Origin of the sequence: Rhodopirellula sp. JB055, from assembly GCF_043100905.1 — a bacterium.
GTDB lineage: Bacteria > Planctomycetota > Planctomycetia > Pirellulales > Pirellulaceae > Rhodopirellula.
The window spans coordinates 1-15,249 of record NZ_JBICHO010000275.1; the positions used below are offsets into that span (position 1 = coordinate 1).

8 protein-coding genes and 1 pseudogene are annotated in these 15,249 nt (G+C 56.2%); 5 read left to right on the top strand and 4 right to left on the bottom strand.

The features are described from left to right. The first annotated feature begins 130 nt into the window (after positions 1 to 130). The gene (locus ACF8AM_RS11105) at positions 131 to 2,884 is read left to right on the top strand and encodes a DEAD/DEAH box helicase (protein WP_392555702.1); all 2,754 of its coding nucleotides are present in this window, start codon (positions 131 to 133) and stop codon (positions 2,882 to 2,884) included. Here ACF8AM_RS11105 and ACF8AM_RS11110 read toward each other — a convergent pair. Beyond that, entirely contained in the window at positions 2,820 to 4,790 is a 1,971-nt protein-coding gene (locus ACF8AM_RS11110; RefSeq protein ID WP_392555703.1) for a glycoside hydrolase family 5 protein, read from the bottom strand. The two genes, ACF8AM_RS11105 and ACF8AM_RS11110, sit on opposite strands and share 65 nt — an antisense overlap. A gap of 232 nt (positions 4,791 to 5,022) precedes the next feature. On the opposite strand from ACF8AM_RS11110, the gene ACF8AM_RS11115 reads away from it, so the two are divergent. The 4 genes from ACF8AM_RS11115 (at position 5,023) to ACF8AM_RS11130 (ending at position 12,910) form a co-directional block, all read left to right on the top strand. Further along, a complete protein-coding gene (locus ACF8AM_RS11115) occupies positions 5,023 to 6,399 on the top strand; it encodes a DUF1501 domain-containing protein (protein ID WP_392555704.1) in 1,377 nt (458 codons plus the stop codon). A gap of 41 nt (positions 6,400 to 6,440) precedes the next feature. Then, positions 6,441 to 8,903: a DUF1553 domain-containing protein gene (locus tag ACF8AM_RS11120; protein WP_392555709.1), complete on the top strand. Its 2,463-nt coding sequence runs from the start codon at positions 6,441 to 6,443 to the stop codon at positions 8,901 to 8,903. A gap of 9 nt (positions 8,904 to 8,912) precedes the next feature. Further along, positions 8,913 to 11,690, top strand: coding sequence for a c-type cytochrome domain-containing protein (locus ACF8AM_RS11125; RefSeq protein WP_392555705.1), 2,778 nt, complete (start codon positions 8,913 to 8,915; stop codon positions 11,688 to 11,690). Between the two features lie 233 nt (positions 11,691 to 11,923). Next, a complete protein-coding gene (locus ACF8AM_RS11130; RefSeq protein ID WP_392555706.1) occupies positions 11,924 to 12,910 on the top strand; it encodes a PEP-CTERM sorting domain-containing protein in 987 nt (328 codons plus the stop codon). Here ACF8AM_RS11130 and ACF8AM_RS11135 read toward each other — a convergent pair. The 3 genes and pseudogenes from ACF8AM_RS11135 to ACF8AM_RS11145 form a co-directional block, all read right to left on the bottom strand. Next, a pseudogene (locus tag ACF8AM_RS11135) lies at positions 12,897 to 13,442 on the bottom strand (hemolysin III family protein); the annotation flags it as partial. The gene ACF8AM_RS11130 and the pseudogene ACF8AM_RS11135 sit on opposite strands and share 14 nt — an antisense overlap. Positions 13,443 to 13,445: 3 nt before the next feature. Then, on the bottom strand, positions 13,446 to 14,339 hold the full coding sequence (locus ACF8AM_RS11140) for an alpha/beta hydrolase (RefSeq protein WP_392555707.1): 894 nt from the start codon (positions 14,337 to 14,339) through the stop codon (positions 13,446 to 13,448). A 98-nt stretch (positions 14,340 to 14,437) separates the two neighbouring features. Next, positions 14,438 to 14,968 carry a cell division protein FtsH gene (locus tag ACF8AM_RS11145; RefSeq protein ID WP_392555708.1) on the bottom strand — a complete coding sequence of 177 codons (531 nt, stop codon included), beginning with the start codon at positions 14,966 to 14,968 and terminating at the stop codon, positions 14,438 to 14,440. Positions 14,969 to 15,249 lie beyond the last annotated feature (281 nt).

Genomic DNA, 15,249 nt, shown 5'->3' on the forward strand with positions numbered 1-15,249 from the left:
GGACCACTTGGCTACCGTCCGTCTCCACGACCAACGCAACCTCCCCACCTGCTCAAGCATCCCGGATCCGCTCTAATGCGTGTCTGGTATCGGACCAAAATCGTGGCTGGGAAAGAGGGAGCGTTGACACATGGCGACAGAAACCAAAACGGCGGGCAAACGAAAAACGAAGACGACGAAGACGGAGCGTCGCCCGAATGTCTTTCACCAGCGATTGGGCACGTTGACTTATCACCAAGCCGTCAAGCTGTTGGGAGAGGAAGGCCCGCAGTTGATTCGGACTGGAGGGCAAGCGTTTGAGATTCAGTCGGATCGAGACGTTTATCTCGGCGGGGATTTGTTCCGAGTGCGAGTCGAAGATGCCGAGATCGAAAGTGGTTTTGCGATCGCGACGATCACGCTGAATTCGGATCGCAAAAAACAGCTTCAATTGAATTGCGATCAATGTGAGGTTCCTTGCGAGCACCTGGGAGCTGCGCTGGATTATTTGCTCGATGCGAAATCTGTTTTAGGGCTGGCGATGCCGCCGGACGAATCCGTGCCGCTTGAAAATTTGACCGCGAAGGAACTTCGAGAGCGAGCGATTGCGGAGCGAACCAAGCGTGCGGAAGAAGAACGCATGCGAGTTCGGTCGATGAAGACGGAAACGCCGTGGACGGATTACGTCGTCACCAGTGAACGTTCCGGTCGCACCTACCGAGTTGCGGTGCGTGGATTGAATGACGGTGACTCGTATTGCACTTGCCCCGACTATCGCACCAATCGGCTGGGGACGTGCAAGCACATTTTGCATGTTCATACGAAGCTCAAGAGTCGTTTTTCCGCTGCGAAGCTGCGGCAACCCTACAAACGCAAACAGATTTCTTTGGCTGTTCATTACGGAACATTTGATGGCGACACTCCGAAAGGATTGTTGTTTCATTTGCCAGCCAAGGTGGACGAATCGATCGTGGAGATTGTCGGGGACGGCGCCGCGAAACCAATGCTGGTGGCGGACACGGTGATGAACCGTTTGAATGCGATTGAAACGGCCGGGCACGACGTCAAAATCTACCCCGACGCGGAGGCGTTTCTGCAACGTGAATTGATGCAGAAGCACATTCGTCAGGAGTGCGACCAGATTCGAGCTTCCATCAGTGATCACCCGCTGCGAACGAAGTTGCTGAACGCTGAGTTGTTGCCGTATCAACTGGATGGGATCGCTTTCGCCGCTGGAGCAGGACGAGCGATTCTGGCGGATGACATGGGATTGGGGAAAACAATCCAAGGCATTGGCGTCGCCGAATTGCTCGCCAACCTTTCCGATATTTCTCGCGTGTTGGTCGTCTGCCCCGCGTCGCTTAAGAGCCAATGGAGAGATGAGATCACGCGGTTCAGCGGGCGTTCCTCGCAGATCGTCCTCGGGAAGGGGGATGAACGAATCGAGCAATACCAAGGGGATGCTTTCTTCACGATCTGCAATTACGAACAGGTGCTGCGTGATTTAACGGCTGTTGAAAACGTGCCCTGGGATTTGATCATCTTGGATGAAGGCCAAAGGATCAAGAATTGGGAATCCAAAACGAGCAACGTGATTCGGCAATTGGAGAGTCCGTTTCGGTTGGTTTTATCCGGCACGCCACTTGAGAATCGTCTGGGTGAGTTGTTCACGGTCACGCGTTTCATCGACGATGATTTACTGGGGCCTGCGTATCAATTTTTCAACCAGCATCACATCGTGGATGATCGAGGCAAAACGCTTGGTTATCGACAACTCGATGTGCTGCGTGGAAAGATGCGGCCCGTGTTGCTTCGCCGAACGCGTGCGGAGGTTGCCAAGCAACTTCCCGATCGCACCGACGAGATCATTCGTTGTGAAGCGACCGCGGAACAGAAGGAAGCTCACGATGCGAATATGAAAATTGTCGCCCAAATTGCTGCGAAAAAATTCATGACCGAAATGGATCGGTTGCGAATGCAGAAGTGTTTGCTGATGGCACGGATGGCTTGCGACAGCACTTACTTGCTGGATCAAGAGGCGGATGAATACAGCAGTAAACTGGATCGATTGGCGGAATTGCTGGAGGGTTTGATTACTGACCCGAGTCGCAAGATCGTGTTGTTCAGCGAATGGCGACGAATGCTCAGTCGCATCGAGAACCGCCTTGACGAGATCGGCTGTGACTACGTTCGGCTGGACGGCCAAGTGCCTCAAAAGAAGCGAGCTGCACTGGTTGCACGGTTTCAGAATGACCCGGAATGTCGGGTGATCAACATGACCAACGCTGGTTCCACGGGGCTGAACCTGCAGGCCGCCAACACAGTGATCAACGTGGATTTGCCGTGGAATCCTGCGGTCCTGGAACAGCGCATTGCTCGTGCCTATCGGATGGGGCAGGAGAACCCCGTTCATGTTTACAAGTTGGTCACGACCAGTGAGCCGACGCCGACGATCGAAGAAGGTTTGCTGACAACACTGGCGTCCAAGCAAGATCTTGCGGATGCGTCGCTCAACTTTGACAGTGACGCGTCCGAAGTGTCCATGCAAAGCGGGATGGAAGATCTCAAGCGGCGGCTGGAAGTCATTTTACCTCCGCCGATTGCGGCGCCGGTCGACGAAAGTCAGCAGCGACGAGTCGAGGCCGAAGCGGAGAAGCTCGCTGCCGAGCGGACCGAGAAGGTTTCCGCTGCGAGCGGGCAGTTGGTGACCGCCGCGATTTCATTGGCGGGCGAGTTGATGGGCAATGGATCGTCGCCGTCCAACGAAACGGTCGACAAGTTGACCGAGCGATTGACACAGTGCGTGGACCGTGACGAATCTGGCCGGCCTCAGTTGCGGATCAGCTTGGAGAACGACGATTCACTTCGTTCCTTGGCAACGACGCTTGCCAAACTGCTCGGTTGACCCCGGAACGAGATGGATGGTTGATTCGTTGGGACGCCCCGTTGGGTTGGGGCGATGATTTTGGGAATTCGGCACGCCACGGTTTGTCGGCATTGCTGCAGGTTGGCCACTCTTGGCCGACACCCGCAATTTGGACGGGAAAGAGTGCCCATCCTACATGCGTTGAAATCTCGTTGACGAATGAATTGACAAGCCGATCAGCGAGGCCCACACGGCATTCCCAACGCCGGCCCCGTCCCGGGCGAAGATCGTTGCCGAACGATCCCCCCGGTTCGTGCCCGGTACGATTGGCTGCCAAGCCCGTCGAGATGGAACCACGACCCGGATCGGGGTTCCAAAAGACAACGCTCAACGCAAACGATTGGAGCTTCTTCCCGATAAGTGCGTCGCGGAGGGTTGGACGCCATTTGTCTTTTTGGGGATCGTAGATCCCGAACCCTGAATAGAACTCCCAGTACGCAATTCCGATTCGTCGCTTGATGGCTTCGTCGGCGACGAATCGAGTCCATTGGTTTCGCGAATCGATGTCGGCTTCTTGGTAGGCGCCGAATTCACCGAGATAGATTGGGATTTCGTGCTCAACGCTCCATCGCAAAGCTCGATCGAGGTCGTTGCGAACTGCCCTTTGTTGTTCGGGCGTTCCGGTCCAGGTCGTGCCTTTCCATTGCTTGGATTCATCACCCAGCCATCCGGCACCTTGATGAGTGAATTGAAACGGCGAATAGTAGTGGAAAGTCGCAACCAAGTTGGAATGATCTTGGGGGAGGGTTAGAAATTGCAACGCATCAATGGAATTGAAATTCGCAGGTCCAACGACGATCGTTCGCTCAGGATGCTTTTCGCGAATGATGGGAAGCGCGTGTGCCAACAAGCGATTCCATTTTCCTGCGTCCAAGTTCTCATGAGGTTCGTTGAGAACTTCAAACACCAACTCCGACGGAGCACCCGCGAATTCATCTGCGATTTGACGCCACAACGCCAGGAAGCGATCGAAGTGTTGTTCGGGATTGGCGTACAAACCTTCGTAGTGATGAATGTTGATCATCACTCTTAAATCCCGGTGAAGTGCTTCGTCGACGACCCAGCGGACGCGTTGCATGAAAGTCGGATCAATCGTGTACGGAGGCTTTGTTTGAGCGTGCGTTGACCAGCGGACTGGCACACGAATCGAGTCGAAGCCGGCCTGCTGAATCAGGTCCAAGTGTTTAGCTTCCAAGCGTGGTCCCCAATCGCCTTCGCGAGGCGCTTCCAAGGTGTTGCCAATGTTGACTCCGCGTCCGAAGAATGGGGTTTGCTTTTGAAAGAAGGTGGTGGTCTTCAGTCGTTCGAGCAACTGCGTTTCGCTCACGGCACGAATTTTTCGGATCACAAGCGAGCTTGCCTCCGACGGTTTCTCGAGCATCACGGTGATCGAGCGAATCTTGCTCGAGTCGAAGGAGACGTCGGTTTGCCCATGCCAACTGCCGAACGCGACCCGAATCACACCCGACGCATTCGCTGGCACGGTCGCCGCCGCAGCACTGCTGCCGTCACGTCCTCGCGATCCTGGATTGCGAGTCGACAGAACAACCTTGAGCGGTTTGTTGCCAGGGTTGAACACGTCGGCTTCCAACGCATCAAAGTCGTCCAGACGAAGCGGCGTGTCCATGAATTCCAATTGAATATGCGGGTACCCGTTGCTTGGTGCAGCAGTGAACTTCAGTTCGCCGTTGGACGGGTGTTCGATCCGAACGTCATGGGTTGTGAGTTTGTTGTTCGAGGAAACGTTTGGCCCGAACAAAACCATTTCGCTATCGGAGGACTGGGCCAAAGCGGTGGAACTGTTCATGCCGTACACACACGTGGCAAAGAGAACGAGAACGGGAGACCAAGCTGGCAAACGGAAACGGAACACGTGATCGAACATGTCAGACTCGAGGGGAATCGTGGGGATGATTGCTGAGGTTGGGGTCTCTGTCTGCAATCATATCTCATCGGAAAGCAAAGCGAAGATGCACCAAACGCAGCCCAACTGCCCCGTCGTGTTCAGCTACAATGGTTGAGTTCGTCGAAGGACGACTCCCGCCCCACCTGATCCGCCCACTGATCGTCCCCACCATCGATCATCGGCTCTCGATCCAGCCCCTGGAACCGCAGCCATGTTGAATTTGACTTCGCGTGCCAAGACGCATACTTGCAACGGGACCACCCGGCGAGATTTTCTGCAGGTTGGAACCCTTGGAATGCTCGGCTTTGGCTTGCCACAATTGCTGGCCGCGGAAGCGGCCGGTGCGGCAGGAAAGAACACTGATCGAAAATCGTGCATCATGATTTTCAACTTAGGTGCGCCCAGTCAAATGGACACGTTTGACCCCAAGCCGAATGCTCCGGCGGAAGTTCGCGGGCCATTCCAAACCATTGCGACTCGCGGCGATTTCGAGTTGACCGAGATCCTGCCTAAACATGCGGAGATCGCCGACAAGTTTTCGATCGTTCGGTCGTGCTATCACACCGCGGCCGCCGTTCACGATGCGGGATGGCAGATGCTGCAGACCGGTCGCCAATTCACTGGCGGAGTGAACTACCCGCATGCCGGTGCCGTCGTCGAGTACTTGCAGGGACGCCGGACGGACTTGCCCGCTCACGTGGTCTTGCCGCAGACGATGGGGCGTGGTGGTGGAAATTTGCCCAACGGACAAGCCGGTGGTTTTCTTGGAAAAGCCTATGACCCGTTTGCGTTGATGGCCGATCCGAGCAAGCCAAACTTCAAGGTTCCTGACCTGTTGCCACCCGCGTCGCTTCCGGACGTGCGAATCGACCGACGCAGACGCATGCGGGATTCGATCGAGAGCCACATGGCTCGGTTCGAAGCGACTGAATCAGCGAAGTTGTTCGATGCCAACTTCGAGTCCGCCTACCGGATGATGAACAGCCCACAAGCTCGAGCTGCGTTCGACCTTTCCAAAGAGCCCACGGCGGTGCGGGAACGCTATGGGATGAATCGATTTGGCCAATGCTGTTTGCTGGCCCGTCGGTTGATCGAAGCCGGTGTGCGATTCGTCACCATCAACACGTTCTTGACGGTCTTCAATGAAGTCACTTGGGACATCCACGGCAGCAAGCCGTTCACGACCATCGAAGGCATGAAGAAGATCGTCGCGCCGATGTACGACCAAGCCTATTCCGCGCTGATCACGGATCTGCATGATCGTGGTTTGCTCGATGACACGATGGTCTGTGGGCTGGCCGAGTTCGGTCGCACACCGAAAGTCAATCCGGCGGGTGGACGCGATCACTGGCCGCAGTGTTTCTCGTGTACGTTCGCTGGGGGTGGCGTGGTTGGAGGAAGAGCCGTCGGGAAATCTGACCCGATCGGAGGCGTTCCCGCGGATCGCCCAACCAATCCGGGCGAGATCATTGCAACGATTTTCAAGGCAATGGATTTGGACCTGCATGCGGAATTGCCAGGACCCGGCGGACGTCCGTTTCCGTTGGTTGACTTCGGCGTTCGAGAGATCAAGGAGCTGTTCGCGTGAGAATTCTGTTCAGGAGGCAACCCCCGTGGGCAACCGCGTTTTTGGCGGTTCAATTCGTCCTTGTCGCGAATAGCTTCGCTGAAACGGCCCAGTCAGCGATTGTTTTATTGCCGCAGCAGATCGAACTGTCGCACGCTGGTGATCTGCAGCGTGTGTCGGTGGCCGAGTGGAAGGATGGCAAATCTGGGGCAGCGATCGATGACGTTGTGATCGAGTCGTCTGATACCGGGATCGTCCGAGTGGTTGGGAACACCTTGCATGCTGTTTCTGATGGAACGGTGCAGGTGACAGCGACGACTGGCTCCGGCGAAATCGCCTCTTCCGAGGTGACGGTGAGTGGCACCGGCGATCCTCATGAATGGAGTTTCCGCAACGATGTCCAGAGCGTGCTGGCAAAGCAGGGCTGCAACATGGGGGCTTGTCATGGTGCCTTGGCAGGCAAAGGCGGTTTCGTGCTTTCGCTGCGAGGCTATGACAGTGATGCCGATTTCCGTGCAATCACGCGTCAGGCTCGCGGGCGTCGAATTGAAATGGCGGACCCGGGGCGGAGTTTGTTGTTGGCGAAACCCACCGGGGCGTTGCCTCACAAGGGCGGTTTGCGTCTGAGCACCGATTCACGCGATTATAAGATTCTGGCTCAGTGGATTGCCAAGGGGGCCGCAGCACCTGCGGACGAAGACGCGTTGATTGAAAAGATCACAGTGACTCCGGAAAACGCCCGGCTGCATCCCGGCGACCACTCTCAGGTTTTGGTAACGGCTCACTACAACGACGGCAGTTCACGTGACGTGACGCATTGGGCTCAGTTCACTGCCACGGACGAGGCCGTCGCGGGTGTTGATGGCGATGGGCGTGTGCAAATCAATGGAAGCGGTGAAGCGGCGGTGTTGGTGTGGTATGCCAGCCAAGTCGCTCTGGCACGCATGACGGTGCCCTACCCGAACAAGGTGGATGCGGAAGTTTACACCTCTGCTCCTCGCCGCAATTTTATAGATGTTCTGAATTTGCAGCAGCTTCAGACGCTGCGGTTGCCACCGTCGGACCGATGCGACGACGCAACATTTCTCCGCCGGGCAACCCTGGACACGATCGGGCGTCTGCCGACCCAGTCGGAACGTGAGCAATATTTCAGTGCACCAAGACATCAGCGTCGCGACACGTTGATCGATCAATTGCTGGCGGCGGAGTCCTTCACCGACTATTGGGCTTACAAATGGTCCGATGTCTTGGTCATCAACGGCAACAAGCTTCGTCCGGCGGCGGTGAAGTCCTACTATGACTGGCTTCACGATAGCGTCCGCACGAATAAGCCTTGGGACGTGTTGGTGCGAGAGATACTGACCTCCACGGGCAGCAGTGCCGCCAACGGAGCCACCAACTTTTTCGCCGTCAATCAAACGCCGGAGGAGATGACCGAAAATGCATGCCAGTCGTTCTTGGGGTTATCGATCGGATGTGCGAAGTGCCACAATCATCCGCTTGAAAAGTGGACGAACGACCAATACTACGCGATGGCGAACTTGTTTTCGCGAGTCCGAGCAAAAGGTTGGGGCGGCGATTCGCGGAACGGCGATGGGTTACGGCAATTGTATGTTTCAACCTCGGGGGAACTGGTGCAGCCGAAGCTTGGCAAGCCTCAACCGCCGGCTCCACTTGATTCGGAGCCAATGGCGTTTGACGACCCACGCGACCGACGGGAGGTCTTGGCGGAATGGTTGACGGACCCGTCCAATCCTTACTTTGCTCGATCGATCACCAATCGCGTCTGGGCCAATTTCTTTGGCCGCGGATTGGTCGAACAAGTGGATGATCTACGGCTCAGCAATCCTGCCAGTAATGAAGCACTTCTCGACGCTGCTGCGCAGCACTTGATCGATGCCCGCTTTGACTTGAAGACGTTGATGCGAACGATTTTGCAAAGTGAGACTTATCAACGCAGCAGTCTGACCGTCGCAGCAAATCGGGACGATCCCAAATACCTCAGCCACTACGCACCTCGGCGATTGATGGCGGAAGTGTTGCTTGATTCGATGGACCAAGTCCTGGGCACAACGACCTCGTTCACCGAAATCGCGTTTGCAGGTGCTGACAAGCAAAAGACCGATTTCTACCAAGCCGGGACCCGGGCGATCGAGCTTTATGATTCCGCGGTGGACTCGTATTTTTTGAAGACGTTCGGTCGAAATCCTCGTGAGATCGTTTGCGAGTGTGAGCGGGACGCTGAACCGTCGATGGTTCAGGTGTTGCACCTTTCCAATGGCGAAACGCTGAATCCCAAACTGGACGACCCCGGCAGTCTGCCGAGTCTCGCGGTGGCGGAATCTTTGGGCCGGGACGAGTATCTCGACAAGCTGTTCCAACGAGCTTTGTCGCGAGATCCAACTGCGGCAGAACGACAGTCTTTGTTTGCGGTGATGGACGAGTACGGCGAAGATCAGGCGACCGCGATGCGTGACGTCGCTTGGAGCGTGTTGACCAGCGTTGAGTTCACATACAACCACTGAGGCGATTGGATGATGAAGACTTTTGGCCTCACTTTGGTGGCTGTTTTTGCGTTTCCCTGCCACTCGTTCGCGGTCGACTTTGCGGAGGATGTGGCTCCTATTTTGCAAACGTATTGTGTTGGTTGTCACGCCGAAGACGATGCGCAAGGCGGGCTGGCGATGGACACGCACGTCGCGTTGATGAACGGCGGCGAATCCGGTTTGGCACTCACTCCAGGTGTGGCCTCCAGCAGCCGAATGTTCTTGATGGCGTCGGGGAAAATGGATCCTGTGATGCCGCCGGATGACATGGAAGGGCCGAGTGAAGAGGAATTGGCCATTCTCGCGGAGTGGATTGAAGACGGTGCAACAGGGCCGGATGGTGACATGCCAATTCGGCGTGCGCTGAAGACGCCTGAAATTGAAACTGCCGGTGACGTTGTCTTGCCTGTGACCGCAATTGCTCAGTCGGCGGATGGGGCATGGGAAGCGACCGCGCGTTTCGGTGCGATCACTTTGGTGGATCAATCCACAGGCGAATCCAAACGGCTCACGAAGAAACTCGGCAAGGTCAACTCGCTCAGGTTCAACCAGGATGGAACACTGCTGCTGGCTGCTTCGGGGCTGACTGGCGGTTACGGACTAGCCACCCTGTTTCGTGTTGCGGATGGCACGGTGGAGCGGGAATTGGTGGGGCACCGGGATGTGCTTTATGCGGCCAAGTTTTCTCCTGATGGCAGTCGAATCGCGACGGCGGGCTATGACAGAAGGATCCTGATTTGGGATGCCGTCTCGGGCGAGATGATCCGAGAGTTGGTCGGTCACAACGGGGCCATCTTTGACCTGGCGTTCTCGCCCGATGGCGAGCTTCTGTTGTCAGCCTGTGCGGATGAAACGGCCAAGGTTTGGCGTATCGACACGGGTGAACGTCTCGACACGCTCAGCCAGCCTGCCGCAGAAGTGAACTGCGTGCTGATTTCAAAGGATGGACGCTGGATGCTGGCTGGCAGTGCGGATAATCGGCTGCGTGTTTGGAAATTGATTTCCAAGGATGCTCCCGCGATCAATCCGATCGTGCAGACACGGTTCGTGGATGAATCGCCGATCACTCGCATGGCGTTGACTCCCGATGGTCATGGGTTGGTGATTCTCAGCGAAGCGGGCCATGCGAAAGTGCTTCGGACGGATGATTGGTCTGTTGTCGGCGCCATGGAATCCCTGGGAGAGACCCCGAGCGATTTGGTCGTCTCGACCGATGGTTTGACGGCTCGGATTGCGTTGATGGATGGAAGGGTGGTGGAACGGCGGTTGCCTGCCATTGAACCTCAAGATGCTGTTCGGCGTGATGAAACGCTGGTTCCGATTCATTTGGATTTGGGACCGTTGATCACTCTCCAGGAGTCGCAGCTCGCGTTTGTTGATGGCATCGCGAGTGTTCCGCGGGGCGCGGAAGTGACCGGGACGCTGGCGACCGAAGGGGACGATGATTGCTATCGATTCTCTGCTCGCCGGGGCGAAGCGTGGGTGATCGAAGCGGATCCCATCTCAGGAGACCTGGATCCGAAGATTGGATTGCTGGATGAATCCGGGCAACCACTTTTGCGCGCCCGATTGCAAGCGGTCCGCGACACGTACTTCACCTTTCGTGGCAAGAATAGCAATCAAGTCAACGATTTTCGATTGTTTGGATGGCAGGAGATTGGGTTGAACCAGTACCTGTATTCCAATGGCGAAGTCACCAAGACATGGCGACATCCTCGCGGGCCTGATTCCGGGTTCGACGTTTATCCTGGTGCGGGCAACCGTCACACTTTCTTTGGAACGACACACACGACTCATGCCCTGGGCGAACCCGCTTACGTGGTTCGCGAATTGGGAGAACGAGAAGCGGCGGAACCCAACGGGTTGCCGGTGTTTGAGATCTTCTATGAAAACGACGATGACCCGAGCCGGATGGCTGGGAAGTCGAGCCGCCTGGACTTTGTCGCTCCGCGTGACGGAGAGTTCACGGTTTGCATTCGTGACACGCGCGGCCATGTCGCAGAGGACTTTCAGTACCGATTGCGGATTCGGCCAGCCGCTCCTTCCTTTGTCGCTTCAATTGGAAAGATGAACGCCAGTTTGCCGCCGGGTGGCGGCCGACAGATCGACTTGAAAATTCAGCGTATGGATGGGTTTGATGGGCCAGTCTCATTCGAAATCGGGGACTTGCCTTCGGGCTGGCATTCTAATTTTCCGGTTGTGATTGAGCCCAACCAATTTTCAGCAGAGGGATTGATCTTCGTGCCCGAAGGGATCGAGACGCCAGCGAAGCCGGTTGATTTGCAGGTCACTGCGTCCGCCGAAATTCTGAATCGTTATGTCGAGAGAAATGCGGGGACCATCCAAGGATTGACGGTTGGATCGCGTCCCAGCGTGATCCCGATGATTCAACCGATCGATCGTGATGTGCCGGAACAGGAAGATTGGACGTTGGTGATTCCACGAGGCGCCACCGTTTCGGCTCGCATCGTTCTGCGACGTGGCAAGGATTCGAAAGGCAACGTGAACCAAGGCGAAGTTCGGTTTGGGAAAGAGGGCAGCGGTCACAATGCCGCGCATGGTGTCTACGTTGACAACATTGGATTGAGCGGCTTGTTGGTGCTTCCCAATGAAGATGAAAGAGAGTTTTTCATCACCGCCGATCCGGTCGCCGAGCCCGGGAAACGCTCGTTCTTTTTGGTCTCCAACAACGACGGGGGTGTGGCCAGTTTCCCCATCACGGTCGAAATCCGTGATGCGTCTGCGATGAGCGTCACCGCCAACTGAGTGTCGGTGGGGGTTGAGCGCCCGCGGGAAATGCTGCTTGAAAGCGGTGAAGCACCAGACAACGACGGTCGTTGACGGCGCGTGGCAAAGCTGGACGGTCGTCCCGCGGGCTTTGATGCGAAATTTTAGCTGCCTCAACAACCAATCGGGGGAATTGATTCTCGGTCGACCGCGAAATAAACCAGACAGGTACAGTTTTGAGTTTGCAAGGCTGGTACCTCGGAAAGCGAAGCATGTCCATTCGCCATTTGATCGGAATCACGCTTTACGCCTTTATACTGAGCTTTGCTTTGACGGACTCTGTTGCCGCGGCGACGTTTGCAAACTTTTCAGCGGAGCGACACAACCGGTTTCTCGTGGATGATTCGCTCAATCCTGATTTCTGGTTGGACCATTCTCTTCTTACCGGTGTCGCTGTTCAGCGAGCGGTTTTGATCTCGCCTCAGCATTATGTGACGGCGGCTCACACGGGGATGATCAACCCGACCTTCGTTGCAGCCGACGGCACTCGGCACACCTACACGGCTGAATCGTCAACGATTTTGCAAACAACCTTGCTGAACGACTTTCTGGATTCCGATGACATGACGCTGCTGGCCGGGACGAGTCACGCCAGCGATTTATTGTTGGTCAAATTGGATGCGCCTGTTCCGTTGGCTGATGGGATCACCCCCTTGTCGGTTCTGGGGGGCGGGTACTACGGCATGCTGGGCCAGACCATGATCGTTCAAGGTCAAAACTCACAGTTCGGATCCGACACGATTGATGCGACTCAAACGGTGGAACTGAACACCGGTGCCATCACGGAATCGCTGATCTATCGATGGGATGACCCGCTGGGGGGAGGCGGATTGGATGAACTCACGCTGGTCGGCGGTGACTCGGGAGAAGGTTCGTTCGTTGAAATCGACGGGCAATACGTGTTCACCGGAGTCAACATGGGAATCGCGACGGTTACGGAAACCTCGGAGAAGTTCAGCTTCAACAGTTTCATCACGCCTTACGTGGATTTGATTGCCGCCGAGGTTGCTGCGGACGGATTTTCAATCGATGTCGTTGCGGTTCCAGAACCGTCCATGGCGTTGGCGATGCTTACAGTGACGGGCTTTGGATGGGTGCGACGACGTACCAAGCGATCCCGATCGCGTGGACGAGTGAGGCCAGCAAAACCATCAGATGCCAAACTGCGTGCAAGTAGGGAGCGCGTCGGTCGTTCATGAGGAAGATTGTGCCGACGCTGTAGAGCACACCGCCGATGAACATAGCATAGGCGAGTTCGACGGGCACGTTGGCAATCAATGGGATGGCTGGTAGCCAGCCCAGCAACAAGTACGACACCACGCTGATTGAATGCAGGCGATGCATCCGCACCGCTTTGTTGAAGAAGCCCGCCAACGCTGCCACCCACATCGCAGTGAGCAAGGGAACACGCCAACCGCTAGGGGAATACGCGTAAGCGATGGGCGTGTACGTTCCAATGATCATCAAGTAGATCGCGGCTTGGTCGCACGCTCGGAAGCGGTCCAGCCAGGGACGTTCGAGGAACACGTGTGACAGTGTCGAGCAAACAAAGGTTGCGACGACCGATGCCGCGTAAACGCCGCAGGCGATCGCCAGCCCCGGATTGCCCGTCGATGCTCTCACTAGCCACACGCCAACGCCACACCAAAGGATTGCCGACAATCCGTGTGTCCATGCGTTCGCCCATTCTTGATCGGGTTGAATCGGCGGTACATCCAAGGTGTGATCCAACGCTCAGTTTCCGTTCAAAAGGTTTTCGTCACGCAGCCAACGCAAACAAAGATCGGGCCAAAGGTCGTCCGCTCGATCATCCATGCGTCCGCCAAAACCATGGCCGCTTCCAGTGAAAACGTGCAATGCGGAAGGCACTCCAGCGTTGTGGAGTTGGGTGAACAAGGTCACGCAGTTCATGACCGTCAAACGATCGTCTTCACCATGGACCAAGAACATCGGTGGCGAGTTCTCGTTGATCTCAAACCCATCCAGTTCGTTTGGTGCGTCATTTTTCACCAACCACGCGGGATAGATCAGGCAGGCGAAATCAGGCAGGCTGATTTCCTGGTCCGCTGTATCGATCGCGTCGTACTGTCGTTCGGTGATGGTGGCGGCACGACAAGCCGCCTGGCCACCCGCGGAGAAACCCATCACGCCGACTTGGTCAGGCACGTTGCCCGTGACCTTCCCAGCCCGAATCAGGGCGATTGAACGTTGAATGTCTTGGACCGGTGGTTTCCATTTGGGATCCATCGAACGGGTCGGCACACGGTACTTCAACACCACACTGGTCACACCGCCGGTGACCATTTGCTCAGCGATTTCAGTGCCCTCTAAATCCCACGCGAGGATCGAGAACCCACCACCAGGGCAGATGACCATCACGGTTTTGGATGGCTCGCCGTTTTGATCAATGGCTGGAAAGACGTGCATTTCCGGAGTGGACACGTTTCCCAGGCGAATCAAGCGTCGGCCGCCGACTTGATTGTCGGTTGGTTTGGTGAAGTCACGTTCGGGTTCCGTCGGGGCGTCCCATTTGGGCGGATCGGATGGCCAAACGGGAACGACCTGGCTGGGGTCGGCACCAAAGCAGGTGCCAAGCATCCAAGTCGTTGTGAGAGCGGCGATCCACATTCGTTTCGGTTCCAACAAGCCAGTCGTTTTCACTGGGGCAACTCCGTGGGGGAAAGATCTTGGGGGAAAACAGGCCGACATCGTAACCCATGCGATGTTCACGCGCGGCTCCACCAGAACCGAACCAAATCTGCGACCTGTTCGCCTTCGACTTCGTCGCCCAGCATCAGCTCATCAGCCAGGGCTGCGATGGCGGGCCAACACGGGGCCGCGGCGATGATTTTCCGCAAACGGTTGATCGCTTCCCGCAGCAATTGGACTTGTTGTGACGCTTGAGGCTTGATCGCGGCGGCACAGAGTTGTGCTTGTCGCCAATCGCTGGCCCATGTTCTGACGTCCAGCAAATCCTCGTCACCGCTCTGATAGACGAATTCTGCGACCGGACCTGCCAGGATCGTTAGCAATTCTCGTTGCCGTTGCCAGTGATCGCTTGGATCGACCCGTCCCCAATTGACGATGCAGTCACCAAATCGGTGTGGCATGCCGTCGTCTTCGTCATCGAAGATGGAGGCTTGAGAAAGCGACACCCGGTCAATTTGTGCTCCGAGAGCGCAGCCAACGATCGCGTGACCGGCCTCATGATAGGCGGTTACCAATTCGTCATCGTCGTCTTCCCAAGTCCAGTCCATCGACCAATCATCGCGCGAGTGGTTCGTAACGATCGTCATCGTAGCGGTGCCAGTGGATTTGCACGACCTGACGAATTCAAACTGCAAAGCGAGCTTCTGTGGACATGAAAAAACCGCCGCAAGCGATCGACGCTCGGGCGGTCCAGTTTGTTATTTCGAGATGCTCGGGGCGCGAGCTCGTAGGAAACTCGGGCCCCGAGTTTTCAGATTCAATCAGTTCAACATTTGCTTGACTTCGGACATCACTGCAGCGACGTCCACTTTGTCAGCATCGAATTCGT